The sequence below is a fragment of the Levilactobacillus sp. HBUAS70063 genome (assembly GCF_038374745.1).
In the GTDB taxonomy this organism is placed as follows: domain Bacteria; phylum Bacillota; class Bacilli; order Lactobacillales; family Lactobacillaceae; genus Levilactobacillus.
The window spans coordinates 149,872-174,900 of sequence record NZ_JBANSM010000001.1; the positions used below are offsets into that span (position 1 = coordinate 149,872).

Below are 25,029 nucleotides of genomic sequence, written 5' to 3' on the forward strand. Positions count from 1 at the left end.
AACTGAATTTAGACGAAAAAAAGTTCTCAGACACCACATCTGAGAACTTTTTAAAATCACAATTAATCTTCGTCATTGGCCGTGACATTCTCCTTAGCCGAACGCTTCTCGGCGTTGCGGTAGAAGATCCAAGCGACTGCTCCGAAGAAGATGGGGCCGATGATCGTCCAGAAGGCGGTCTTGTAATCGGCGTCCAAGATTGGTTGGAGGCAGGTGAAGACGATGCCGGCAATCAAGACGAGCAACACGATGCCCACGATGATGTTAGTGAAGACCTTGTTCTTGTAAACCACGAATGGCCGTTCCAAGTCGGTCCGCTTCTTAAAGAATGGGAAGGCCCCAATCAAGAAGAGGTATGGTGCCGACGTAGAAACGTTGGCCATGTTGGTTAGGATTTGGTAGAATTCCTTGGCAGCGGAGCCCCCAAAGGAAACGAAGAAGATGAAGACGGCAACGACCGTGGCTTGAATCCACATGGAGTAAGCCGGCACGCCAGCCTGGTTGAGACGCGTCATCTTCTTAGGCCAGAGCTTTGGTGAAGAGCCCAAGATAAAGGACTTCAGTGGGGAGTAAACCAACACGAAGAAGGACCCCAGGTAAGCCATGAACATGCTGAGTCCAGTTAGTCGAGCCAACACGTCTCCAATCAACACGGACGTGCCGTGTGACAGGTTTAGAGCGTGGCCCATGACCAGTCCCAAGTTATTCATCAACACATAAGTAATGTTCCCCAAGTTAACGGAGCCACTCCCGAGGACGTCATGCCAGTTGGCACTGATCCCCCAGAGGAAGATGGACAGGGAGTAGGCGATGGTGATGGTAATCGTGGAAATGATCAGCCCCTTAGGGAAGGTCTTTTCCGGCTTATCCATACTATCGGTGATGCCCCCCATGGATTCCATCCCGGCGTAGGCAAAGACGGCGTAAATCACGAATGACAACAGGGCCATCGGTGACTGGAATTGCGGGTTAGGTGAGGCGATGAAGCTGTGTAAGCCATTAACCGGTTCGGCCAGTTGACCACCATTTAAGAACCAGATTAAGATGCTGGCAATGAAGAACAGGATAGTCAGACCCATCACGAAGATCCCACCCAATGATGAAATCTTAGCGATGGAGCTAACGCCACGGGTGGCAAAGAAGGTGACGGCCAGGATCCAGACAATCCCGAGAATCCCGATGGTTTGCGTGGAACTGAGGCCCAGGATTCCCCAGGTCTGCGTCTGGTCACTCCCGGAAATCAGCGTAGATAGTGGGATCCAGACCTTGGTTGAGGTCGACAACATCCAGATAATCCAAGAGGATAACCAGATGAAGGTCCCGATGAAGGCCATCTTTTCACCGATGGATTCGGCGAGCCAGGAGTAGATGCCCCCCTTGGCTTCCTTAAAGGTCGATCCGTATTCCGCCAGCATTAAGGCACTCGGCAGAAAGAAGAACAGCGCGGCGAGGACGTACCAGATGATACTGGCATAGCCCATTTGGTCGTAGGCCACGGTTCCGTTGGCGAAACCATAAATGGCCGAAAAAATCATTAAGATCAGGCTAAAGAGTCCAATCTTTTTTTGCTTTTCCATTAGATTAATATCTCCCATATTGGCGTGAAGGCTAGGCTTCACGTGTGTTTATAAATTCAAATCTTGGTGATAGTTCAACGGGCCCAGATCGGTTGCTTGGGTGATCAGGGTAGCCGCTAGCTCGCGGTAACGTCGAATTCCCAATGCGGCGTTAGCGTTGGCCTGTTGCGTCAAATAATGGCTGAGTTCGAGACCGCTGAGTTGCTGGCCCACGGCATCGGTCTGCTTGACGGATTGCTTAAAGGCGATTCGCAAGTCTTTTTGAACGGCGCTGACGGTCGGCCAGGCCTCATGGTAGTGCGCATCGAGCAGGACGCTAACTAACTTGTAGACCCAGTAAGCGGACTTGGAATCATAGGTGGCTTGGCCTAAATGGTAAGCGTCCGGCGTGGCGTCGATGCCGGCGTAGAATGGCACGTAGACGCTCTGCGCGCCGACCCCCATGGCCAGCCACTGAATGCCGGCTAGGGCCGGATCCAGGTCGGGCCGCAGCTGTAAGACGTGTGATTCCTGCGTCTTGGCCAGGCTGACCGGGCGGAACCGTTTGCGCTCTTCGGCGGTGCCAGACCCGACTGGATCGTAGGGCGTTTCTTCAAAATGACTGCTGAGGTAGCCCTGGGCATCGTCAATGCTTAGTAGCTGGTCGGCGTAGCGAATGAAGGGCAGGTTGAAGGATTGCGGGTCCTGGTCGATTTCCGGATTGAAGCGGCGTTGGCCATACCAGACCCGGGGCGTATTGTAGTAGAGATCGGATTGATCCTGCGTCCCGAAGATGTCGCGCCAGCTAAAGCGACCGCGACTTGGATTCAGGTGATTGTCGGCCACGAATTCCTGCAGATGGCGGGCAAACATGAAGTTTTCGCTATCGTGGAAGTCGATGTCTTGAATCGCCATCTGGTTGGCGACCACGGCGTAACCGTTATCCGGAATGCGCTGGGCGACCCAGTAGTGGCCGGCCCCGGTTTCCAGATACCAGGCTTCGTGTTGGTCGGCGAACAAGATGCCGTTGGATTCGCTGGTGCCGTAGTGTTCGACGATTTGGCCTAAACGGGCCACGCCGGCTCTGGCGGTTTGGACGTAAGGGAGAACCACGGTCACCATGGCTTCCTCGCCAATCCCGTCCTTTACTAGCGGATCGGCACCCAGCACGCGTTCGTTAGAATACGTACTCTCGGTGGCACTCATGGCCACGCCAAACGCGTTGATCCCGTCTTCCTCGAACAGACCGTACTTGTCGGTCCACTCGGGCGTGGCGGTATATTTGGCCGCACTCAGGGGTAAGGGCATGGTGAAGCCGTTATCCGTGCTGACAAACTGTTGCGGCGTGGTCGCAGTGTGGGCGGGGTGAACGACGAAATGCTTGGGCCAAGCGGCCTTGGCGTCTTCGTTGCGGCCAATCATGACCGACCCGTCCGTGGTGGCTTGCGCGCCAATTAAAATACTGGTACAAGCGGAATAATTCATGGGCGTACTCCTTTCTGTCGGTTGAATAAAATGTACGTTATTCATTCTAACATTTTTAAGGGAAAACGGGACTAGTTTCGGGATTTTTTTAATTATTTTACACGATTTTCTCATCATAATAAATATTTATACAATTTTATGATTACGGTTATCCCGGGGCTTTCAATTGTTGTGGGTCTGAAAAACTGTCGGACTGGTTGTTATTGGGCTGGCTAAGTCGCAGGAGTTGTGGTTAAATAGTGAAAACGACTGACGATAGAAAGGCGTGAAAATGAGAATTATGTTAGAAACTAAGCGACGCGAGGTCGGCAAACACCTCCTAATCTTGGTAGGATCGGCCATTATTACAGCCATTGCGCTAAATGAATTCTTAGTTCCCGGTAAGATTTTCAGTGCCGGGATCAACGGTATCTCTCAGATTATTGCCACTTTGTTGGCGGCGGGCGGAATTCACCTGAGTACCGGGTGGTTCATCCTCCTCTTTAACATTCCGATCGGCTTGCTGGGCTGGTTCAAGGTGGGACGCGGCTTTACCATCTATTCCATCATGGTCGCGGTGCTGAACTCGGTCCTGGCGATCATCATACCGGTTAATAATATTTCTAATAATTCGTTACTGGCCGCCTTATTCGGGGGAATTCTGACCGGGGTGGGCGTGGCCTATCCGCTGAAGAATGGCTTTTCGACCGGTGGAATGGATATCGTGGCCGTGGTGCTAGAGAAGACCACGGGACGGACGATTGGGACGCTGATGTTGATGATTAACTTCGGCATCGTGATCGTGGCCGGTTTCCTCTTCGGCTGGGAGAGCGCGTTATACACGATTATTTCGATTTATGCAATGTCACGGGTGGTCGATAGCATTCACACCCGCCATCAAAAACTCACGGCCTTTATCGTCACGTCGCAGCAGGAGACCGTCATAGCGGAACTTAATAAGACTCTCATTCGGGGTATCACGGTGATTCCGTCGTTTGGGGCCTATACGCGGCAGTCGAGCACGGTCCTGATGACCGTTATTTCGCGGTATGAACTTTATACATTGGAGCATGCGGTCAAGGAAGTCGACCCCCAAGCCTTCGTCAACCTGGTCAATACGGTCGATATCGAGGGGAACTTCTATAATGAGACGGAACAGTTGAAGTTGCGCGAGGAGACGGCCAAAAAGTAAGCCAGTAATTGCCATCATCGGTGGTTACCGGTATAATAGCCATATCCATAAAGAGAAGGGAACGAAAAAAATGCCAATTGTTAACATTGATTTGATTGCGGGTCGTTCACAAGACCAACTCAAGGCCTTGGTCCAAGACGTGACGACGGCGGTTACCAAGAACACCGGTGCCCCGGCTGAACACGTTCACGTGATTCTGCGCGAAATGCAGCCTAACCGTTACGGCGTGGCCGGCGTTTTGAAGAGCGACGAAAAGTAATCAGAATTTCCGAAATCTTATAAACCGCCACCAACCCCGATACATTCGCCTTGGTGGCGGTTTCATTTGCAAAAACGTTTGGCGCGGCGGACACTTTTCGGTATACTAGAGACAAGTGCGACATCACGGTGGATTTAGGCCGTTGCTAACAACGAATGAATGGAGAGTCTAAGACAATGAATGATCAACAATACATGATGGCAATTGACGAAGGGACGACGAGTACCCGGGCTATTTTATTCGACCGGCACGGCCAAATTGCTGGACAGGCGCAGCGGGAATTTCACCAATACTTTCCGCAACCGGGTTGGGTGGAACACGACGCCAATGAAATCTGGAACGCGGTCCAGTCCGTCATTTCCGATGCCCTAATCGATTCCGACGTGCAACCGTACAAGGTGCGGGGCATCGGGATTACCAACCAACGGGAAACCACGATCGTGTGGGACAAGAAGACCGGGGAACCCATTTATCATGCCGTGGTTTGGCAATCCAAGCAGACCAGCGACCTGGCCGATCAATTGAAGGCCGATGGCTACACCGAGGCGATTCACGACAAGACCGGGCTGGTCATCGACTCCTACTTCTCGGCAACCAAGATTCGTTGGATCTTAGACCACGTTGACGGGGCCCAGGAACGCGCTGAACGCGGCGAACTGCTCTTTGGGACCATTGACACCTGGATTCTCTGGAAGCTCACCGGTGGCCGGGTTCACGCCACCGACTACACCAACGCCAGTCGGACCATGTTATACAATATCCACGATTTAGTGTGGGACGAAGACATTTTGAATTGGTTGAACATTCCGGCAGCGATGTTGCCAGAGGTGCGGTCATCTTCCGAAATCTACGGTTACACGGCCGGTTACACGTTCTCCGGGGTCCAGGTGCCCATTGCCGGAATTGCGGGGGACCAACAGGCGGCCCTATTTGGTCAAACGGCCTTTGACAAAGGGATGGTCAAGAACACCTATGGGACCGGGGCCTTCATCGTGATGAACACCGGGGAAGAACCTACGTTGTCCCACAACGGCCTGTTGACGACCATCGCCTATGGCCTGAACAATAAGGTTACCTACGCGTTGGAAGGGTCAATCTTCGTGGCGGGGTCCGCCGTGCAGTGGCTTCGCGATGGCATGCGGTTCTTCGAGCACGCCAGCGAATCCGAGAAGATGGCGGTCGATGCCAAGACCACTGGGAACGTTTACGTCGTGCCGGCCTTTACCGGGTTGGGGGCGCCATACTGGAATCAGGAAACGCGGGGCGCCGTTTTTGGCCTGACTCGCGGGACCACGCGCGAACAGTTCGTGCGGGCCACGGTGGAAGCCATCGCCTATCAGACGCGAGACGTCGTGGATACCATGACCAACGAAACCGGTCTGGATATCCAGTCGCTGAGTGTCGACGGGGGTGCGGCCAACAACAACTTCCTGATGCAGTTCCAGGCGGATATCCTAGATACGCCAATCAAGCGGGCGGCCATCAACGAAACCACCGCGCTGGGTGCGGCTTACCTCGCCGGCTTGGCGGTTGGCTTCTGGCCAGACATGGACGCCATTCGGAAGATGCACGCCTTGCGTGATGAGTTCACGCCTCAGATGGCGGCCGACAAACGTGAGAAGTGCTACAAGGGCTGGCAAGCGGCGATTAAGGCGACGCAGGCTTTTGAAGACTAGACGACTTAAACAAACGACCACCGCCCGTCATGGGTAGGTGGTCGTTTTAGGTTATAGAAAAACTCCCAAGACGGCCGATGAACCGCTCTTGGGAGTTTGACGATCAAACTAGATAGTGATTTATCGTTTGACCGACTTGATGCTTAGAATTAAGATTCCGCCGATCAGTGAGAAGACGAAGGAAACGATGAAGATCCCGGAGTAGCCGAACATGGAGATGACGGCCGCGGCAAGTACCGGCGCGATGGCCTGGGTAATGGTGTTTCCCAGGTTGTAGACGCCCAGGAAGAAGGCCACCCGGTTCTGGTCGGGAATTACTTCCAGATTCAGCAGGTTGTCTAGAGAATTCCATAGCCCCATCCCGATTCCGGCGGCAAAGGCGTAGGTCACGATGCCAAACGTATCACGGAAGAAGAATAGCATCAGGGCGGCCAGGGCCAGAAATAGCGTGGAGAAGCCCACGGGGAGCTTCAAAATCTTAAATTTGTCGGCCACGGGTCCGGCCACGAAGCCCATGAAGACCCCAAAGATCAGCATAATCAGGTTGATTAATTGAATGGACGACTGGGTTTGACTGCCCCGGTGAAGGAAGTCGGTCATGATGTAGAGGATGTAGCCGGTGATGGCAAAGTTGCCGACGCCTTGGAACAGCTTGGCCAGTAACGCCATGTAGTAGTCCCGTCCGATCGACCAACGGGGGAAGATTGAAGCGGCGTCCTTCAGGGTTAACTTGGGCTTGGGTGCCTTCTCGGCCAGCTCCTCATCGAGGTTAGAGGGTTCGTGGACGATGAGCGCGGCGATGGCGACCCCGATAAAGGTAAAGATCCCGAAGATAATGAAGCCGAGTCGATATTGACTGAGGAAGAGGGCGCCAACCACGTTGAACCCGTTATTTCCTAGTGCCATCCCTAGCCCCCCGTAAGCGGAGGAAGCCGTTCCCCGGCCATCCTTGGGGGCAAAGTCAATCCAAGCCACCATGGGCGCCACGATGAAGTTGAGGGCGGCTTGGCCCACCATCCACGCCGTTAGGAGAACCGGAATGTTGGGCGAGAAGGACGCCGCAATCATGGCTAGCATGAAGACGAAGGCCCCACCCAGTAGCCAGGGCGCACGCTTACCGAACCGGGACTTGGTCTTGTCCGACAGGGCTCCGGCGATCATGTTGGACAATGCCGCCACAATCATCCCACAGGTCGAGAAGAGTGCGACCAACTCTACCTTGTGGGCGGCGTTGAAGTGCTGAATCAGTGCCGGCAGGAATAAACTGTTCATGACGATGTAGGGACCGAGCCAGCTGGCCGGACCAATGATGAGTCCAGGAATCAGACGCTTGAGAGAAATCGTGGTTTTAGTCATAGCTGAAAGCCTCTTTCTTAATTGTTTTTGACCGTGTAGTAATCAAAGTCGGCGTAGGACTGTAGCTGATGGGCATCGACGGCACCGATGAAGTTGAACAACGCCGTGAAGCCCCCGATTTCACCGGGCGCGCCGTTAACGCCCTCGTCCGACAGGTAGGTCACGTTAAAGGCGTCGCCTAAAGGCTGCCAATCGGCCGATCCGTCTAAACGGTAGGTAACTTGAGCGGTCCCCTGATGGTAGTCCAGCCGAATCTCGGTGGTGTCGTTAGGGACCGTGACCTCGTCAAAGACGTGATCGATGCGGTCGCCTAACTTGGCTTGCAGAACGCGTAGGACGGTGTGGTCTTCGGTATCGGCCTGACAGATCCGGGTGTATAGCCAGTTGTTGGAGTCGTAGTAGAGCCCCAGTCCGGCCGTTTCTGAATAGTGGTCGGGATGGAAGGTAAGCTTGGTTTGAACCGTGTAGTCCAGCGAAGTGGCGCGCGTGGCCATAATGCTGGGATTCACCTGAGAGAAAAACGAGTTATGCCCGTGAATTCGCAGGTGGCCGGGATTTTCCGTGGTATTCACCCAGCTGGCGTCTTGCGTTCGGTACGGCGTCATGAAGCGTCGATCGTAGGTGGTCTTGGCGAAGTCATCGTGAATGTCAAATTGTGTTGGCGATTGGGTGGTCGCTACCCCCTTTAAACCGGCCACTTGCATCTTAGCCAGATTACTGCCATCGGCCATTTCCAGCCAGCCGTCTTGGGTCCAACGCATCTTTTGCAGGGAGGTTTCGCGGCCCAGTGGATTCTTCTTTTGCCCCGCCAGTGGCCGGGACATCAGGTGTGCAACGTACCATTCATCCGTTTGCGTGTGGACCAAGGAGCCGTGTCCGGCCTTTTGCATGAGCGACTGCGGGTTAAACATCTCGAAGTGTCCGGCGTCCGGATCGCCCAGCGAGAAGAGGTGACGGGGGGACGAGGTAATGATGGGTTCACCGGTAGGATTGGGTTCGTAGGGACCGAAGACGGTCTTGGCGCGGCCAATCTCAACGCCGTGCCCGTAGCCCGTTCCGCCGGCCGCAATCAGGAGATAGTAGTAGCCGGCGTGTTTGTAGAGCTGTGGGGCTTCGGCGCAGCCACGCGTGGTAAAGCCAGTAGTGACCCGGTGCCAATCGCCGATGATACCGCCATTTTTCAGGTCAACCTCGGCAATGACGATATGGCCGGGAGCCTGGTAGCCGGTGCGGGTCTCCCATTCAAGAATGGCGGCGTAATGCTTGCCATCGTCATCGTGAAAGAGCGCCGGGTCGAAGCCGATGGAGGTCAGATAGACGGGGTGGGACCACGGCCCGGTAATGCTATCGGCCGAGACGGCAAAGGAATCCGAGTTGAACTCGCGACCGGCCATGTTTTGCATGTGGGAGTAAGCTAACCAGAATTTCTGGGTATGCGCATCATAGGATAAATGGGGCGCCCAGATGCCGGCCGGCGTGTTGGTTCCCCGCAGGTCAACTTCGCCGTGGTTGAGGGCGTAGCCAATGAGTTGCCAGTTGGCGAGGTCGGTTGAGTGGAAGATTTGAACGGCGGGCGTCCAGTGGAAGGTTGAGGTGGCGATGTAATAATCCGCACCCACACGAATGATTGAAGGGTCGGGGGCCATTCCGGGAATAATTGGATTTTGAATTTGTGACATGGTAATTTCACACTCCATTTGTTAAAATTAGGGTACTTGTAGGCTGTCGTAACAGCACTTCGATTAGTCGATAATGAGAACTAATTTCTGAACTCAGAATACTTTGGAAGCGGATACAAGTCAATGATTGCTCATCAGGTTGTCGCTTATTGCTGGCAACTAGGTAATGATTGTCACTTTTTTGGAAAGGATGAGGACGATGACTCGGCAACATCACGAAAATGTCGTGTCCAACTTAGACATTGGGATTCGGTTCTACGAATCTGACGTGACCACCAGTGGGTACGTCCCCTTTCACTGGCACAGTAGCCTCGAATTGGTTTGTGTGCTGGCCGGCCGGCTGACCTTTCAGTTCGACGGTCGGGCCCACGTGATTCGGGCCAACCACTTCGCTGTGGTTTCCTCCGGCGTGATTCACGATGTCACGAATACGCCGAACCGGTCGCTGGTTTTGCAGATTCCACTGGGGTTCATCGAACAGTACGTGAGTCATCCGGAACGGTTGAATTTTTCCACTATGGGTTTAGAGGATACGCCGGCCTATCGCGAAGTGGTGACGACGTTTAAACGTTTAAATCAAATCAACCACGAACGGCGGCGTGGCTACCTCCTCGATACCGGTATCACGGTCTTGACGCTATTGAAGATACTGGTGTTAAACTTTACTGACTCAGACGATCCCTTGACGGAGAGTTCAAGTCATTTAAAATCGATTGTGATTTATATCAACGAGCATTACCGGGAAAAATTGAGCGTCAAGGCGGTGGCTCATCAATTTGGATATAATGCCAGCTATCTGTCGCGACTATTTAAGGCCCAAACGGGGGTCACCCTGGGGCACTACGTCTATCTGATTCGCTTGAATAACTTGTATCGCGACTTGTTGGATACGGAGATACCGGTGGACACGTTGATGGATAGGCACGGCTTGACGAACCGGCGAACCGCCCGTGAGATGTTTCAAGAGATGTATGGGGCACTTCCCAAGCAGATTCGGCTGCGCTATCGGCGAAAACGAGAGTGACCAGGGAAAACAGCTCGTTTTTTTGGTTGGAACGGGGAATTAATATCGCTTGATACGGCTTTTTGTAGCCTACATTTACCGGTAACCTCACCCGAATTGCCTTAAAATAGGCGGATATTCTGAAATCTGAGCCAAAATAAGGTCGATTCTGTGAAAACTGCAATATCTAAATGCTGTTAAATCAGCTTATTGTAGCTAGCAACCATTATTTTCGGCAAGAATGCAACAAACTCCCGAAAATTTACATTAGTAAAAGTAGTGGGGTAAATTGGAATGTGACGGCACCGACCGGGCGGAAAGTAAATCCATGAGTTTAATGATTGATTGCGTTACAATTTAAGTAATTAAGGAGGAATCAGCGATGGCAGTGTTTACGGATGAACAGAAATTACAGATTCTTGAGGACCTGGTGGCGATTCGGTCGGTGAACGATCACGAAACGCAGGTTGCCACCTACCTCCAACGGTTGTTGGCCGACCACGATATTCAGGCCGAGTTGCGTCCCTTGAGTGACACGCGCGCCAATTTAGTGGCCGAGATTGGAACGGGCCACCCCGTTTTAGGCGTTTCCGGGCACATGGACGTGGTGTCGCCCGGTGACGAGGCGGCTTGGGCCAGTGACCCGTTTCAACTGACACAGCGTGGTAATAAGCTGTACGGTCGCGGGATCACCGACATGAAGGCCGGTCTAGCGGCGCTGGTCATCGCCATGATTGATCTACACGCGGCCGACCAGCCAACGCAGGGCACGATTCGACTCATGGCAACCGTGGGCGAAGAAGTTGGCGAGACGGGCTCTGCGGCCTTCTATGAGGATGGCACGATGAGCGATGTCGACGCCTTACTGATTGGCGAACCCACCGGCTACCACATCTTCTCCGCGCACAAGGGGTCGATGGACGTGAAATTAACCTCGCAGGGGAAGGCGGCCCATAGCTCCATGCCCGAATTGGGGCAAAACGCGATCGATCCGCTCCTGTCGTTACTGAGTCAGGCCAACGAAGCCTTTCGCCAGACCGATCGGGTCAACGCCACGTTGGGCGAGCTGACCTTTAACACGACCGTCTTCAACGGCGGTAATCAGGTCAATTCGATTCCGGCCAGCGCCACGGCCGAAATGAACGTGCGGACGATTCCCGAGTTTGACAACGCGGCCGTGACTCAGACGCTCCAACAACTGGTGACCCAGGTCAACGAACAGGGCGGTCGCGTGACCATGGACATCTACATGTCACAGTCCCCGGTCGAGGAGCCCAAGGATAATGACTTGAGTAATCTGGCGGCGGCCATCGGTGCGGGGTACGCGGGGGCCCCGGTTCCTAAGCTCGCCTTGCCGGCCGTGACGGATGCCTCGAACCTCTTAAAGGACAAGGGGCACAACTATCCGTTTATCGTCTTCGGTCCCGGTAACGAGACGGCCCACCAGGTCGACGAGTACGTGGATCGGCAGATGTATCTGGACTTCACGATGCTCTACCAGAAGCTGATGACGGCCTACTTGGCGGACTAGGTCGAGTGTGTTGTGAATAAAAGTGAGGTTAACAAAAAGCCAGCGTCGAGCATCTAAAAACGATTGCTCGCGCTGACTTTTCTTATCTTTGCGTCTATTCGGCTAATTTTAAATAGTCCTGCAGGTAGGTGGCTAACCCGTCGTGGTCGTTATCTCGCGTGGTCATGTCATTGGCCAGTTGCTTGATGGGGGCCGTCGCATTTTGCATTGCCACCCCCCAACCAGCGTAATCAATCATGGCGGCATCGTTATGCTCGTCGCCAAAGGCAATGATGTTTTGCCGTTCCACGTGATAGTGGTGGGCCAAGACTTCGACGCCGGTGGCCTTCTGCACACCCTTTACGCCGAGTTCCACGACCGCGTTGGGGCCACCCCACGGCGCCGCATCAATCGTATCGCTAAAGTTGTGGCGCAGGTAACTCAACAGGTGTTCCTGATGGCTACGGTCCACCGCCACCGTCAGACTGGTTGGGTTCTCGCGCAGCGTCTTTTGGTTCAAGATTTCATTAGATTTCAGCACCGTGGGGAAGAAGCCGACTTCCACGGGATGTTGACGCACCGCCAAGAAGAGGTTCTTACCCTCGGCCGCAATCATGTTGATGCCGAGCTCCTCGCGGTGGGCCAGGAGGTCAAAGGCGATCTCCTTGGTAAAGGTATACTGGTATTCACCCGACCATTGCTGGTGGGGGATGTGCCCCAGACTACCATTAAAGTTGATCATGGGACCATCCAGATTGAGTTCATCGTAAAAATTTGCCGAGATGCGGTTCGGCCGTCCCGTCACAATGCTGACGATGTGACCGGCTTTGCGGGCCTGAGTCAAAACGGCTTTCGTCTTAGCCGAGATCTGGGCATCCGCATTTAAAGTGGTGCCATCCAAGTCGATGGCAATAAGTTTTCGTTCCAACAGAGAACACCTCGCAATTTTGAAATAAAGTAACCCTTACAATTTAACACAGATTGCGGTTGGTTGCATCCTTTTCGCGCCGCCGTGGGGTAGTGCTGGCTTCTTAAAACGGGTATAATAGGCAGAGGAAAAGTTCCAAATGCGGCATTATGTATATAGCAAATAGATTGATTGTAACATACAAGATGGAGGAATAACGGTGAATTTACCTGAAGACTTTGTAACGAAGTATCAACGGCTACTGGGGCCAGAAGCGGCCGATTTTTTGGCGAGTTTTGACGCGCCCAGCCTGAGCGGCTATCGCGTTAACCCGGCGCATCACCATTTGGCGGCGGCTTTGACCGCGGCCAAGCCGGTGCCGTACGAGCCGCTGGGCCATTTCGGCACGGTGGGCGGTCGGACCCTGGCGCACCAGAGCGGCGCCGTGTACAGTCAGGAACCCAGCGCCATGTTTGTGGGGGCCACGGCCGCACCACAACCTGGTGACAAGGTGCTCGACCTCTGTGCCGCGCCCGGGGGCAAGACGACCCATCTGGCCAGCTACCTGCAAGGCAGCGGTCTGCTGGTGACCAACGAGATTAATCGCAAACGCGTGAAGGTGCTGGCGGAAAACGTCGAGCGTTTCGGCGTCCGGTCGGCTGTCATTTTAAACGACTCGCCGGATCGGCTGAGTCCGGTCTTTCCCGCGTATTTCGACAAGGTTCTGGTAGACGCACCGTGTTCCGGTGAGGGGATGTTCCGTAAAGATCCGGATGCCATGAGCTACTGGTCCCTCGATTACGTTCAGGAGTGTGCGGACCGGCAACGCGAGATTCTGACCGAGGCCCTGAAGATGGTCAAGCCCGGCGGCCAACTCATCTATTCCACGTGTACCTTCGCCCCGGAAGAAGATGAACAGATGATGGCGTGGGTCCTGCAGAACTTCCCCGACTTTCACCTCGTGCCCATCACCAAGGTTGGTGGCGTCGTGGATGCCCGGCCGGAGTGGGCCGATGGCAATCCAGAATTAAAGAAGGCCGCCCGGCTCTTTCCCCATTTGATGGCCGGCGAAGGGCACTTTGTGGCTAAATTAGAGCGTGCGCAGGGCGATGTTCCGGCCGTGCACGGCCAAGCAAAGTTAGGCACGCCCCTGACCGGCGACCAAAGGAATCTCTGGCAGGACTTTGCCCAGCAGGTCTTGGGCACCACGACCTTGGCCAATCTAGTGACGGTCAAGGATCAACTCTTCGCCGTTCCCGCCGACTTGCCTAATCTCAAGAAATGCCACGTCTTCCGGCCGGGCCTGCATCTGGGTACCTTCAAGAAGAACCGCTTCGAGCCGGCCTACGCCTTGGCGCTGGCCAGCGATCCTCTGACGGTCAATCAGACCTTGGCCATTACGCGTGACCAGTGGCGCGCCTGGGTTCACGGCGAGACCTTCACGCTAGCCACCGCGCCGCAGAAGGGCTGGTACCTTCTAACCTGTGCCGATCAGCCCGTGGGCTTCGGCAAGGTCGTGGGCACCACGGTGAAGAATTTCTTCCCCAAGGGGTTGCGCTTCACGGTCTACGATACGGACGCCACCCTTTAATTCGAATCATCGTTAACGCAATAATCCCCAGTAAGGTCACCTCCTGATGGTAGCATCAGAAAGCACCTCACTGGGGATTTTATGGTTTTTGTAAGGGACAAAATGCGTTACTTCGTCAGACCGCGCTGCCGGCAATAACTCTCCAGTTCAGGGGAGAGGAGGAGCTGTTTTTCCCGGAGGGCCGCCAAGTTGCGGGTGCCAAGTAACGTCATGATGGTCCGCAGACCGGTTTGCCAGTCCAGTAGCATCTGGGTGGTCGTGGCCTCGTCGGTCTTGATCAGGCTGTGTAAAATCCGCCCGGCGCTCCCCACCACGGACGCCCCCAGGGCCAGCGCTTTGATGGCGTCCAGCGGTTGGCGCACCCCACCGGTCGCAATGACCTGAAGTGCGGGGACCTGACGCGCCTCAAACAGGGACTCGACGGTCGATTGCCCCCAGCCGGCCAGATAGGTGAGTTCCTTCTCCGGTCGCCGGAAGTTTTCAATCTGGGCAAAATTAGTACCCCCACGGCCGCCGAGGTCCACGTATTGCACGCCGATTGCGGCCAGTTGGGCCAGTGTTTCGTGAGCCATGCCGAAACCGACTTCCTTGACAATCACGGGCACGTCGAGGGCGGCGACAATCTCGCCGATTTCGTCTAGCCAGTGAAAGTCCCGGTCTCCCTCGGGCATGACCAATTCCTGGGCGGCGTTGATGTGAATCTCTAAAGCGTTGGCGGCCAACATGTCGACCGCGGCCTTCGCCTGGGCCACCGAATGGCCAGCCCCAATGTTGGCGAAGACCAGGCCGTCGGGGTTATTCTCCCGCAGGACGGTGAAGGTCGGTACCGCACCGGCGTCCTTGAGGGCAATGCTCTGAGAGCCACTGGCCACGGGCATCCCGGTGGTGGCGGCGATGCGGCCCAGCGCGGCGTTAACCTTGCCCGTCCGCGGACTGCCGCCGGTCATGGCCTCAATCATCAGAGGAACCGGCAACGTGAGAGGGCCGAGGGTCGTGTGGACGTCGACGTCTTCGTAAGCCATCTCGGGAAGCCCCTGGTGGACGAACCGTAGCTGGTCAAACTGACTGGTTGCGGTGGGTTGATAGAATTTTTCGGCCAGCGAAAGGTGTTCGTCCTTCCGGTGGGCGTGCCGTGAAAGTTGTGCCATAAGGGCGTTCTCCTTTTATTCGATCACGTGATGAACGTTTAACTTCAGGGGTTCAATACCGCGGTGTTCCCATTCCTTGAGCAGGCTAGCGAGATCCTTGGCCGCATTGATGATGACGATACCACAATCCCCGCCACCGGCACCGGACGACTTGGCCGCGCCGCCGATGTGGACGGCGATGTCGCACATGGTCTTGAGCAACTTGGTCTCGATGGTGACGTGACTGAGATTAGCCAGTTGGTTCAGCAGTTGACGGTTAATACCGATTTCGGTCTGAATAGCGTTCAGGTCTTGGGCGTGGAAGCCGGCGATCATGCGTTGCAGACAGGCCTTGCTTTCTCTGAGGAAGGCGTGGTAGTCCTCGCGCCGAGTGGCCTTAAACAGGGCCACCTTGTCGACCAGGTGAGAGGTGGAGGCCGGCGTACCGGTCCAACCAATCATGAGCCGCAGTGATTCCGGCGGCGTCAGCAGTTCAATCTGCAGGCCGGGCCAGTCCATCTGGAGCAGGTCCGTCAGGCTAATTTCACGGCGCGCGGAGGCTAACCAGTCGCGATCGAAGGCCTGGTAGGCAATCCAGCCGCCGTAAACGGAGGCTGCGATATCACCCAGTGAACCATTGCCCTGCACGTCGAGGTGCGCGATGGCCGCCAGCTTGAAGAGCCGGTCCTTGGGCATGTCGATGTCGTAGAACTGGCATAGCGCCTTGACGGTGGCCACGGTGACGGCGGCCGAAGACCCCAGCCCGTATTTCTTACCATCGGCACTGTCGAGGTCACTGTTGACGTTCAGGTGGTAGATGGCAAGGGGCTTGCCCAGCGACTGCGCGTACTGTTCGGTTAACCGAATGGCAGATAAGATGTAGTGAAAGGGATTATCCCGATTGTCAAAAACGAGCTCGCTTCCCTGGCGTTGCCAGTAAAGAGAGTTCTCTTGGTATTGTTTGGAGGCGATCCGGCCGTAGTCGTGGCTCGGCGTGATGGTCACGGTGACGAATTGGTTCAAGGCAACGATAATCGCCGGATAGCCCGGCTCCACCACGGCGTATTCGCCAGCAATATAGAGTTTTCCGGGTGCTTGCGCGGAAATCAAAAAATCAGGTCCCTTCTGTAACCGTTAATAAGTTTTATAGTGTTTAATCAAAGTATTTTAGCCTTTAAGATAGTGTCGTCAACTCAATCGAGAAATTGGATTCCCGGACCGGGGTGGGCGACGATGACGTTGTTTGCGCCGAATTGTTGCGTGAAACGTGCCGTTAGCGCGGGCACGTCGGCGGTCTGACAGAAGACCTTGAGGTTGGGACCGGCGTCTAGCGTGTAGTAGCAGGCGATTCCCTGGGCACGGAGCTCCTTGACCGTCTGCATGGCACCGAGGGTGTCGCCGTTAAAGTAACTGTACGGTGGCCACGCGCTGAGCGTCAGGGCGTGCATCCGCATGGCGTTGGACTCGAGCGTCTCGCCCACGGTGGTAAAGTCGTGAGCCAAGATGGCCGGCTTGATGGCCGCTAAATCATCGGCGACGATCTGTTTCCAGGCGGGGTAGAAGGGCGACGTGTTCACGCTACTCTGCATCCCTTGCCGCGAGCTAATCTTCTTATGATGGGGGTCAAGCACCAACGCCACAACGGCGATGGGCCAATCCACATCCTCGACGAACGGCACGCCATACGAGCTGAGGTCGTCGTGACCCGCGTGCCACTCAACGAAGCCACCGAAGACGGACCGGGTTGCGGAACCCGATCCGCGGCGGGCCAGCCGGGAAAGGGCTGTGCGGTCAAGCGTCAGCCCGGCCGCACGACTGGCCGCCCCGGCTAACGCGGCAAAAGCGGAGGCCGAGGAAGCCAGGCCGGCCGCGGTTGGCACGTGATTTACGGACGTTACTCGCGCAAAAGAGGTGCGCGAAGACTGCTGGCGCACCAGGTTCAAGAAGTTATGTACTTTAGTGGCCTGGCTGGTCGACAGGCGTTGACCGTTCACCGAGACCTCATCGGCGGTCAAACGGTCGTCAAAGACCACCGTGGTGTCGGTGTAGAACTGATCCAGGGTCAGGGACAGGCTTCCCGTTTGCGGGATAATCAGGTCGGTGTCGGCCTTGCCCCAGTATTTAACCAGCGCGATATTGGTGTGGGCTCTTGCGGTTACCGTGGCATTCATTGGTGTTCCTCCTCTAGGTTAAAGGCTTCAATCCACGTTGCCGTGGCCCCGGCCGCGACTAGGCTGTCTCGCACCCGTTGCGTGGTCGTTAAATCGGGACACAGGGCAATTAGACAACCGCCCATGCCACCCCCGGTTAATTTAGCACCGAGGGCGCCGTTGGCCGTGGCAATCTGTGTCAAACGATCCAGCTCGGGGGAGCTCACGCCTAGGCCGTGGAGCTGCGTCTGCGCCGAACTGATGATGGTGCCGAGTTGAGCCAGGTCCGGTTTAGCTAGGGCCGACCGGGCTTGCACGCTGAGGGCGCCCAGCGTTTCAATTTGTTGGTCGGTTTCGGTCGGTAGCGTGGTTTTACGCCGCGCCACGGCGGCCACGGCCTTACCGGTTTGGCCCTTGATCCCGCTGTCGGCGATGACCAGGTAACCCTGTAAGGCAAAGGGAATCTGGGTGGTCTCTTGGTGCGGAACGAACCAGATGGGCACGTCCGAGCTGACGGTGGCGGCATCGATGCCGCTGGGGTTGCCGTGCGTAATCTTTTCCGCAATTTCCGCGTTGGCCAGCAACAAGTCGCGATTCAGCGGCCGGTCAAAGAACGCGTACATCGCGCGGGTGATGGCGACCGCGACCGCCGCCGACGACCCCATGCCCCGTTCGGCGGGCAGGTCGCTGGTGATGACCATGTCGAAGGGCACCTCGTGACCGTCGAAACGGGTGAGTAAGGTGTCTATTAATTTCGCCACGCCGGCGAGGTTCTGCCCCAGCTGGCTAATCGGGCCATCGAAGTAGCGACTACTCAGCCGCTGTCCACGGGTGGCCGAACGCATGGTGACGTTGGTGGTGACCGACGGCAAAGGTAAGGCGATAGCGGGTTGTCCGTACACCACGCTGTGATCACCGATCAGAATGATTTTGGCATTACTTTGTCCACTTACCGTTCTACCCAAGTTTGGTCGCTCACTTTCTCCATTAAATTTCCTACCAGAATATCATACTCTACTGATTCTGATTGCGCTAGTTTTGCTATCGAAAATTCGCAATTCTACGAAAAATTAACCCTTTCTATAGAAAGTTTGGCGGAAAAACTGGAAGTAAGGGCCCCTGATAGCAGGTATTTAGGGCCGATGACGGGCAAAAAAAGGGGGGTTAACCCAACGGAAATTAGCCAAAATGACTTTTAATTCGAAAAATTGTGGCAACCCTTTCTCAATTAGGGCGGTGTTGGTTTACCCGCATTAGACGCTAAGCGATAACGCATTTAACTAAAGATTGAACGTAGAACTAACGCGCTGATGCCCGTAACAACGGTGTTCTGCCCACTAAAATTCGTGAAACCAGGAGCCTACATCTACCAGGGATTACGCTCGCTATGGGGGACGCTTTCAGCCTAGAAAGCGGGCTTCCGGTTCGCTTGGAAGCCGTGCAGAACCCGCAATTATCCCAAGTTGTTCCACACTTACCAATCGTAGCGGCCAGGTCAGAGAATGTCCGCACGTTGGTAGTAGCGTCGGGCGCCTAAGTGGTGTATCATAGTGCCAGTTATTAACGCAATCGTGCAGAAATTGGTGAGCAAATTATGGATAAAGACACGGTTTACGCGGTGGTCGATATTGAAACTACCGGAACCAGTGTGACAGATGGCGACCGCATTATCCAAATCGGGTGCGTCTTCGTCCAGCATAACAAGATTATTAATCATTTCGAAACCGACGTGAATCCGCTGCGGGAGATTCCCGCGGGCATTTCGCGGCTAACCGGCATCACGAACAAACGGGTGCGGCACGCGCCACTCTTCGATGACGTGGCCGCCACGCTGTACAGCCAGCTGACCAATACGGTTTTCGTGGCGCACAACGTCAACTTTGATTTACCCTTTATTAACGCGGAGTTCGCCCGGGTGGGGTATCCCAAATTAAACATTGAAGGCTTAGACACGGTGTCGTTGAGTCAGATTTTACTGCCCACGGCCGCCAGCTTCCGGCTGCGCGACCTCAGTGGCCTCTTTAACATCGAACACGACAATCCCCATTCGGCGGATAGCGATGCCAGCGCCACGGCGGAACTCTTCATTTTCTTGTTCCGGCGCTTACGGGCCTTACCCCTGGTTACGCTTCAACAAATGATCGACCTGCATCCCGAACTACCGCTCCAAACGGCGGCTCTTTTTGACGTGGCCTTGCGGCTAAACACGGCCAAGCCCCGCAAGTTACCGGATTATCTATACATTAAAAACGGGCTGGCCCTGCGGCGAACCCCCGAGCTACCGGCCACCACGTTAGCCGAACCGTCGAAGTATCCCAAGACCAAAAAACAAAAGCAAAAGCTGATGCCGGCTAACCTGGAATGGCGACCGGAACAGGCCAAGATGATGAATTACATTTATAACAATTACGCGGCCAGCGATCAGCATCCCGTCAAGCAGATGATTGTCGAGGCGCCGACCGGAATCGGGAAGAGCCTGGGGTATTTGTTGCCGATGGCCTATCTCAATCAGCAGGGACGCGCCGTGGTCATCAGTACGGCCACGACCTTGCTGCAAGAACAACTCCTCGACCAGACCTTGCCCCTCTTGAACCAGATCGTGCCGTTTCAGATTAACGCGGTGCTGGTCAAGGGCAGTCGGCACTATCTGGACTTACAAAAGTTTGCGGCCACGTTGCAAATTGCCGAGAGTTCCAAGCAGACCCAGCTGTTGAAGCTTCGCCTGCTGGTGTGGCTGACCATGACGACTACGGGCGACCTGGACGAACTGCACCTCGCGACGTACCGGGCCCCGTACTTCCAAGAGGTGGTCCACGAGGGCGCGACGTCAACGGACAATCCGTTTTACGAAGACGACTTCTTACGGCGCCGCGACCAGCGGATGGCCCAGGCGCAGGTGATTATCGTCAACCACGCCTATTTGAGCGAACACGCTCAGGACCTGGGGGAGCAGTTGGATCGGCCTTACCTGGTGATTGACGAGGCCCAGCACTTGGCCGAAAGCACGCTACGACAGCGGCGGACGCAGGTTAAGTTCGCTCAGTTGACCAACGCCTTACATCACGTGCAACGGGACATCAATCGTGAAATTGGTCCCAGCCTCCTCAACCTCTTTTTAGGGGATGCGCAGGCGACGGCGATTCTCAATCGCATGGTGCGCTTGAGCGAGGAGCTGGAGGCCACGCTGAATCAGCTGGTGAGCCAACTCTTCTTGGCCTTTCTGGCGCGACAGCGGGGAAATAATCAAAACCAGACCATCGAAAAATTAATTCCGACCGCGGACCTCGACGCCTTGCGTCCCCAAACGGACCCCCTCGTGGCGACGGTGGTGGCGGATACCACCGACCTGTTGGCGGAACTGGGCGCGTTGCGGCGGAGCTTCGATCGTCAGCAGGACCGCTTCTCGGCTTCGGAACAACACCTGTTTGCGCAGGTCGACACGCGGATTCACCAGTTTGACGACGAGATCTCCCAGCTCCAAGACATCTTCGCCCAGGTGACCAAGACCCACACGGCCAGCCTGTTTTGGGTGACGATTAACCACGTGGGCGATCGGAATAGCTTACAGTTGGCCAGCGGTTTGCTGGCCACGGCGGGCTTTTTGCGCCGCCAAATCTATACGCACTTTCAGCCGGTTCTCCTGACGGGGGCCACGCTCTTCTCGTCCGGGCGCTCACAGTACGTGTTGGATCAATTCGACCTGGAACGCGATGAGACGGTGACCCACCGAATGCGGTCGAGCTTCGACTACGCCCAGCAGGCCCAACTCTTTATCGCCGATTCCGGTCCCGAGTTGAATCGCGTCTCGCCCGACGATTACGTGGTGTACTTGACCGCGGCAATCACCCAGATTGCGGGGGCCGTGGACAAACAAACCTTGATTCTCTTCAATTCGTTAAGCGTGATTGCCCAGGTCTACCAGCAGTTGGTTAAGCAACCAGAATTTGCCCAGCGCGAGATCTTCGCCCAGGGGATTAGTGGGAGTCGCGAACGCATGGCCAAACGCTTCGCTACCAGTCACGGCGCCATCCTATTGGGGGCCGCCAGCTTCTGGGAGGGTATCGATTTGCCGGCCGAACAGCTGGAACTGCTGATTGTGACCCGTTTGCCGTTCGATTCGCCAGACCGCGTCTTCGTCAAGGCCGATTACGTGCGGCTGGAGGCGGCCGGCAAGAATCCGTTCTATAATGCGGCCTTACCGGCGGCGACCCTCAAGCTTCGGCAGGGGGTCGGGCGCCTGATTCGGACGCCGGACGACCACGGCGCCATCGTGATTTTGGACCAACGCCTCATCGAACGGCATTACGGGCAAAGTATTCTCCGGGCTTTGCCAGCTGACTTACCACGAACCACCGGTGATGTGACGGCGATTTCCCAAGGTTTAGTTAATTTTTTTGAAAAAAGACCAGTCGATTCCCAGACGCCACCGGAAGTTTGATATACTTGGGAGAGATTGAATTCTGACAAGGGAGTACGATGGAAATTGATGAGACAACAATATCAACGGCGTCAGCGACCACGCCACTGGGTTCTGCTCAGTGTACTAATCGTGATCCTGATTCTGTTGCTGAGTGCGGGCTACGTGATTAATAAGGCCACCAAGCCCCTCAGCCAAGACCAAGCGCGAGCGGAATCGGTCGCCAAGAAGTCTGGCCATCTGACCAGCACCAGTGGGTTTTACTGGACGAATCTGGATACGACCTACTACACGGTTGCCGGTAAGAACAAGGCGAAACAGGCCGTCTACGCCATCGTCCCGAAGTCCGGGAAGAACGTCACGGTCCTCAAGCAAAGCGACGGGCTCTCCCGGAATGCGGCCTTACAGAAGGTGTGGCAACACAACCCGAAGAAGGTGCTCTCCGCGGCCCTCAGTATGTTTAACGGGAAGCCGGCCTGGCAGATTAGCTACCTCAATAAGAGTGGCAAGCTCTGCTACCTGACGTACCAGTACAGTAACGGACAAGTCTTACAACAAATCTCCAACATTTAATTCAGGAGGCGGGTAACATGCATTTGTCAAATCGCGCCCAGGGGGTCAGCCCCTCGGCCACGTTAGCTACCGGGCAACGCGCGCAGGCGCTTCAAGCCCAAGGCATCGACGTCATCAATCTTAGTGTCGGGCAACCGGATTACACCACGCCGCAAGCCATTAAGGATGCGGCGGTCGCGGCAATTCAGGCCGATCGGGTCAATGGGTATACGGCGACCGAGGGCGTCTTGCCCTTGCGCCAGGCGATTGCGGCCAATCTGGCCACGTTGCACGACATCCACGTCGCCCCCCAGCAGGTCGTGGTGACCACGGGCGCCAAGATGGCCCTCTATGCGTTATTTCAGGTGCTGCTCAATCCTGGGGATGCCGTGTTACTGCCCGCACCTTACTGGGTCAGCTATAGCGAACAGGTGAAGTTGGCGGGCGGGCAACCTATTGAGGTAGCCCCGACCGATTCGCTCAAGGTGACCCCCGCGCAGTTAGCGGCGGCCGTGACGCCGACGACCCGCGCGATTGTCTTAAACTCGCCGCAAAATCCCAGCGGGACGACCTATACGCGTGCGGAACTGCGGGCAATTGGTGAGTTTGCCGTGGCCCACGACCTGGTCATCGTGGCCGATGAAATCTACGGCGAACTGCTCTACGATACGGACCAGGTGGCCCCGTCGATGCTGGGTATCTCGGCGGCCATTGACGACCACACGGTGCTGATCAACGGGGTGTCTAAGACCTACGCGATGACTGGGTGGCGGATCGGCTATGCCGTGGCCAATCCGACCATTACCCAGGCCTTGAAGACGCTACTCTCTCACATGACGGGAAATCCGGCGGCGGTGAGTCAAGCCGCCGCCACGGCCGCGTTGACCGGGAGTCAAGCCTCGGTGGCCGAAATGAAAGCGGGCTTCAAGCACCGCCGCGACGTCATTTATCCGCAATTGGCGGCGTTACCGGGCTTTCGCCTGACGAAACCAGCCGGGGCGTTTTACTTCTTCCCGGACGTCACGGCGGCGATGGCACGCAAGCACGTCACGACCACGGCGGACTTCGTGGACTTGATCTTAAACGAGGCCCACGTGGCCACGGTCACCGGCGAGGCGTTCGGCTTACCCGGGCACATTCGGTTGAGCTACGCCACGGACCTCGCGACGTTACAGGCCGCGGTCGATCGACTCCGGGCGTTTATGAGCGATTAAGCCACACAACTTTTACTTTTTAAAAGGTTAGACTAAAAACGATCGGACCGCCAGCTAGGCGTTCGGTCGTTTCTTGCCACTGACGGCTTGACGGCATCGGTGGCTGAACAGGGGGATTTTTAGAAATGGAAGATTTTACACAGCGGTATGTGCAGGCCGGGCAAACGAGCATTGCCAACTATCTGCTCGACCACTTTCGTGAGGTGGGGATGACCACCGACCAACTCTTGGTGTTCCTACAGTTACGGCGTTACATGGACCGGGGCCAGAAGATGCCGGAGGCCGAAGATATTGCGGACCATCTCGGTTGGGATAAGCAACGCGTCTATCAGATTTTACACGAGTTGATTGCCAATAAATTGATGACGATTACCAGCGTACCGGACGCGCAGGGCCAGAAGCAAGACGCTTATGACTTTCGGCTATTGCTAGAAAAGCTCAGTCAATTGGCCGTCCAGACCACGAAGCAAGAAGTGAAACAGGCCGAGACCACCGACCGGGCCACCGTCTTTAACCAGATCGAAACGGAATTCGGTCGGCCACTGTCGCCACTAGAGATGGAGAGTATTAACCAGTGGCTAGACGACGACCACTACCGGCCGGAGCTGATCCAGCTGGCGTTAAAAGAAGCGGTCTTAAGCCAGGCCTACAGTCTAAAATACATGGACCGGATCCTCTTGAATTGGGAAAAGAAGAATCTGAAGACGGCCGCTCAGGTTCAACGCGACAAGGAACGTCAGAATCCCCGGCCCAGCAAGCAAAACACGGCGACACCGGGCAATGATATTCCGGACGTGCCGATCTTTAAATTAACGGATAACTAGCGCCGGGTAACCAGTAACGACAACATTAAACCAAAACAAAAGTTGAAAGATAGAAAGTGACTAAAACTAAGGTCATCGCGCAACTCATGGTGTTAAGTTTAGTCGTTCACAGTTTCGCAGTGGAAAGTGATCGCCTTACCGTTCACCAAATATGGGTTGGATCGCGGTGGGCGGACCGGACCGAGCCTGAGAAACGGTCTCGGCCTCGCTTTGAGCCGAAAGATCACGTCTCAAAGACGCCAGTTCCCTAAGCGGCATGAATCGTGCCACTAAGGGAACTCCCACGGCTGAACCCATATTTGGCTCACTCACGGCTACGACAGTGCTGACCAGCAACCAGCGGCTCAACCCTGGGTAACAATTGATTTGTCGACAAACTTTGATACTGCTGGTAAGCACTACGCCGCCGGAGCTCGCCAGGGGTGGAGCTAGCTGTGTCGACGGTGTTAGCTGAGGTTTTTTCTCAGCTTACAGCGTGGGGCGACTTGGGAGACTTGCGGGTTGGGCAAGGCTTCCAAGCGAACCGGAAGCCTGCCTCTCAGGCTGGAGGCG

At 55.5% G+C, this 25,029-nt stretch carries 19 protein-coding genes; 10 read left to right on the forward strand and 9 right to left on the reverse strand.

Going from position 1 to position 25,029, the window contains the following annotated elements; translation table 11 throughout:
- Nucleotides 1-62: 62 nt before the first annotated feature.
- Together yjeM and V8I28_RS00795 are read right to left on the reverse strand one after the other, a co-directional pair.
- A complete protein-coding gene (gene yjeM, locus V8I28_RS00790) occupies nt 63-1,577 on the reverse strand; it encodes a glutamate/gamma-aminobutyrate family transporter YjeM (protein WP_341778226.1) in 1,515 nt (504 codons plus the stop codon).
- Nucleotides 1,578-1,625: 48 nt separating this feature from the next.
- Nucleotides 1,626-3,041, reverse strand: a complete 1,416-nt coding sequence (locus V8I28_RS00795) for a C69 family dipeptidase (RefSeq protein WP_341778227.1) — start codon at nt 3,039-3,041, stop codon at nt 1,626-1,628.
- Nucleotides 3,042-3,321: 280 nt separating this feature from the next.
- On the opposite strand from V8I28_RS00795, the gene V8I28_RS00800 reads away from it, so the two are divergent.
- The 3 genes from V8I28_RS00800 to glpK all read left to right on the forward strand — a co-directional run bounded on the left by V8I28_RS00800 (nt 3,322) and on the right by glpK (nt 6,147).
- Nucleotides 3,322-4,212: a YitT family protein gene (locus tag V8I28_RS00800; RefSeq protein WP_341778617.1), complete on the forward strand. Its 891-nt coding sequence runs from the start codon at nt 3,322-3,324 to the stop codon at nt 4,210-4,212.
- A 43-nt stretch (nt 4,213-4,255) separates the two neighbouring features.
- Entirely contained in the window at nt 4,256-4,471 is a 216-nt protein-coding gene (locus V8I28_RS00805) for a 2-hydroxymuconate tautomerase (protein WP_341778618.1), read from the forward strand.
- Nucleotides 4,472-4,647: 176 nt separating this feature from the next.
- The gene (glpK, locus tag V8I28_RS00810; RefSeq protein WP_341778228.1) at nt 4,648-6,147 is read left to right on the forward strand and encodes a glycerol kinase GlpK; all 1,500 of its coding nucleotides are present in this window, start codon (nt 4,648-4,650) and stop codon (nt 6,145-6,147) included.
- A 120-nt stretch (nt 6,148-6,267) separates the two neighbouring features.
- On the opposite strand, the gene V8I28_RS00815 is transcribed toward glpK, so the two are convergent.
- Both V8I28_RS00815 and V8I28_RS00820 read right to left on the reverse strand, forming a co-directional pair.
- On the reverse strand, nt 6,268-7,503 hold the full coding sequence (locus tag V8I28_RS00815; RefSeq protein WP_341778229.1) for an MFS transporter: 1,236 nt from the start codon (nt 7,501-7,503) through the stop codon (nt 6,268-6,270).
- A 17-nt stretch (nt 7,504-7,520) separates the two neighbouring features.
- On the reverse strand, nt 7,521-9,182 hold the full coding sequence (locus tag V8I28_RS00820; RefSeq protein WP_341778230.1) for a family 43 glycosylhydrolase: 1,662 nt from the start codon (nt 9,180-9,182) through the stop codon (nt 7,521-7,523).
- Between the two features lie 199 nt (nt 9,183-9,381).
- On the opposite strand from V8I28_RS00820, the gene V8I28_RS00825 reads away from it, so the two are divergent.
- Nucleotides 9,382-10,206: an AraC family transcriptional regulator gene (locus tag V8I28_RS00825; RefSeq protein ID WP_341778231.1), complete on the forward strand. Its 825-nt coding sequence runs from the start codon at nt 9,382-9,384 to the stop codon at nt 10,204-10,206.
- Between the two features lie 361 nt (nt 10,207-10,567).
- Entirely contained in the window at nt 10,568-11,716 is a 1,149-nt protein-coding gene (locus V8I28_RS00830) for an ArgE/DapE family deacylase (protein ID WP_341778232.1), read from the forward strand.
- A 94-nt stretch (nt 11,717-11,810) separates the two neighbouring features.
- On the opposite strand, the gene V8I28_RS00835 is transcribed toward V8I28_RS00830, so the two are convergent.
- A complete protein-coding gene (locus V8I28_RS00835) occupies nt 11,811-12,623 on the reverse strand; it encodes a Cof-type HAD-IIB family hydrolase (RefSeq protein ID WP_341778233.1) in 813 nt (270 codons plus the stop codon).
- Nucleotides 12,624-12,822: 199 nt separating this feature from the next.
- On the opposite strand from V8I28_RS00835, the gene V8I28_RS00840 reads away from it, so the two are divergent.
- Complete coding sequence (locus V8I28_RS00840; protein WP_341778234.1) at nt 12,823-14,193, forward strand: RsmF rRNA methyltransferase first C-terminal domain-containing protein; 1,371 nt, start codon at nt 12,823-12,825, stop codon at nt 14,191-14,193.
- A 107-nt stretch (nt 14,194-14,300) separates the two neighbouring features.
- Here V8I28_RS00840 and fni read toward each other — a convergent pair whose 3' ends face one another.
- The 4 genes from fni to mvk all read right to left on the reverse strand — a co-directional run bounded on the left by fni (nt 14,301) and on the right by mvk (nt 18,435).
- Nucleotides 14,301-15,341, reverse strand: coding sequence for a type 2 isopentenyl-diphosphate Delta-isomerase (gene fni / locus V8I28_RS00845; protein WP_341778235.1), 1,041 nt, complete (start codon nt 15,339-15,341; stop codon nt 14,301-14,303).
- A 15-nt stretch (nt 15,342-15,356) separates the two neighbouring features.
- Nucleotides 15,357-16,430 carry a phosphomevalonate kinase gene (locus V8I28_RS00850; protein WP_341778236.1) on the reverse strand — a complete coding sequence of 358 codons (1,074 nt, stop codon included), beginning with the start codon at nt 16,428-16,430 and terminating at the stop codon, nt 15,357-15,359.
- An 83-nt stretch (nt 16,431-16,513) separates the two neighbouring features.
- A complete protein-coding gene (gene mvaD, locus V8I28_RS00855) occupies nt 16,514-17,491 on the reverse strand; it encodes a diphosphomevalonate decarboxylase (RefSeq protein ID WP_341778237.1) in 978 nt (325 codons plus the stop codon).
- Nucleotides 17,488-18,435 (reverse strand): mevalonate kinase, encoded by a 948-nt coding sequence (gene mvk / locus V8I28_RS00860; protein ID WP_341778238.1) that lies wholly within the window; start codon nt 18,433-18,435, stop codon nt 17,488-17,490. Before mvk ends, mvaD begins: the two co-directional genes overlap by 4 nt.
- A gap of 629 nt (nt 18,436-19,064) precedes the next feature.
- On the opposite strand from mvk, the gene V8I28_RS00865 reads away from it, so the two are divergent.
- From V8I28_RS00865 to V8I28_RS00880, 4 genes are all read left to right on the forward strand, one after another.
- Nucleotides 19,065-21,908, forward strand: a complete 2,844-nt coding sequence (locus V8I28_RS00865) for a helicase C-terminal domain-containing protein (protein ID WP_341778239.1) — start codon at nt 19,065-19,067, stop codon at nt 21,906-21,908.
- Nucleotides 21,909-21,956: 48 nt separating this feature from the next.
- Nucleotides 21,957-22,460 carry a cell wall elongation regulator TseB-like domain-containing protein gene (locus V8I28_RS00870; RefSeq protein ID WP_341778240.1) on the forward strand — a complete coding sequence of 168 codons (504 nt, stop codon included), beginning with the start codon at nt 21,957-21,959 and terminating at the stop codon, nt 22,458-22,460.
- A gap of 17 nt (nt 22,461-22,477) precedes the next feature.
- On the forward strand, nt 22,478-23,653 hold the full coding sequence (locus tag V8I28_RS00875; RefSeq protein WP_341778241.1) for a pyridoxal phosphate-dependent aminotransferase: 1,176 nt from the start codon (nt 22,478-22,480) through the stop codon (nt 23,651-23,653).
- 125 nt (nt 23,654-23,778) lie between these two features.
- On the forward strand, nt 23,779-24,477 hold the full coding sequence (locus V8I28_RS00880) for a DnaD domain-containing protein (RefSeq protein ID WP_341778242.1): 699 nt from the start codon (nt 23,779-23,781) through the stop codon (nt 24,475-24,477).
- Nucleotides 24,478-25,029 lie beyond the last annotated feature (552 nt).